Consider the following 1,419-nt stretch of genomic DNA (forward strand, 5'->3'; position numbering starts at 1 on the left):
AAGCTTGGTGACGTGATGAAGGAATCGGCTCAAGCCGCCTTCAGTTTTACCCGCTCGAAAGCGGTAGAGCTTGGCATTGATCCGGATTTCCATGAGAAGCTTGATGTCCATATCCATATCCCGGAGGGAGCCATTCCGAAGGATGGCCCTTCAGCCGGCATTACGATTGCGACGGCTCTTATCTCATCTTTAACCAAACGGCATGTAGCCCGTGACGTGGCCATGACGGGTGAAATTACACTTCGGGGACGCGTACTGCCGATTGGCGGCTTGAAAGAGAAGTCGCTGGCAGCCCACCGTGCCGGTTACAAAAAAATATTGCTCCCTAAGGATAACGAACGCGACCTGCGTGATATTCCTGACAGCGTAAAGAACGACGTGGAGTTCGTTCCGGTATCCCATATGGATCAGGTTCTGGAGCATGCGCTCGTTGAACAAGCGGGAGTGCACTAGAGAGGAAAGTCTACATTATGAAAGTTACGAAAGCCGAGTTTGTCATCAGCGCTGTCGTACCTGCCCAATATCCTGAAGACGCCTTGCCGGAGATTGCTCTGGCAGGGCGTTCCAATGTGGGCAAGTCATCGCTGATTAACCGTATGATATCCCGTAAGAACCTGGCTCGTACAAGCGCCACGCCGGGGAAGACACAGCAGCTCAACTATTATCGGGTGAACGACGACCTCTATTTGGTCGATTTTCCCGGTTACGGTTATGCTAAAGTTTCGAAGACCCAACGTGCGGCATTTGGCGAAATGATTGAGAGGTATTTGCTCAGCCGGGAAGAACTGAAGCTTGTATTATTGATTGTGGACATGCGTCACCCGCCTTCAAAAGACGATATCAGTATGTATGAATGGCTGCAGCATTACAACCGGCCGGTGTGCGTAGTCGCGACCAAGGCGGATAAAATTCCGAAAACGCGCCGCCAGAAGCATGTGAAGATCGTGAAGGAAACGCTCGGTTTCAAGCCCTATCATTCCTTTGTCATGTTTTCATCCGAGCTGGGTTTGGGTAAAGATGAGTTATGGGCCATTATGGAGTCCCATATGGGGACGAAGGATCATGTGGAAGAGCCGCACACGGATTCGGAGAATGACAGCAACGAGCATGTCTGATCCGGATGGTTTGTGATGTTTTTTCAAGGGTGTTATAGGGAATCGGTGCATTCTTTACAGGAAAGTGAGCATCTTGCGGGAAATATCGCTCTGATTCCGGCTAATTCCGTTTTTTTATGAAATATGATGGATATTCTCATTCGAACGGCAGGAAAGACCGCTTGGATCTGCTGTATAATGGTAGTAAGTTAAAAGAATTGAGGGAGATTTTTATGGCTCAGCGGTTAGCCACAGAATATGTTAATGCCACAATGCAAATGACGGATATTCAAATGGATCAATTTCTGCAATATACCCAAGCTTT

At 48.6% G+C, this 1,419-nt stretch carries 2 protein-coding genes; both read left to right on the forward strand.

The window, feature by feature from the left end:
• The coding region (locus tag HMPREF9412_RS08720) for a S16 family serine protease (protein ID WP_009591079.1) at positions 1 to 453 on the forward strand (453 nt) is incomplete at its 5' end.
• Between the two features lie 17 nt (positions 454 to 470).
• Positions 471 to 1,115, forward strand: a complete 645-nt coding sequence (gene yihA, locus HMPREF9412_RS08725; protein ID WP_009591078.1) for a ribosome biogenesis GTP-binding protein YihA/YsxC — start codon at positions 471 to 473, stop codon at positions 1,113 to 1,115.
• Positions 1,116 to 1,419: the final 304 nt, after the last annotated feature.

This window comes from Paenibacillus sp. HGF5 (genome assembly GCF_000204455.1).
Lineage (GTDB): Bacteria > Bacillota > Bacilli > Paenibacillales > Paenibacillaceae > Paenibacillus_AQ > Paenibacillus_AQ lautus_A.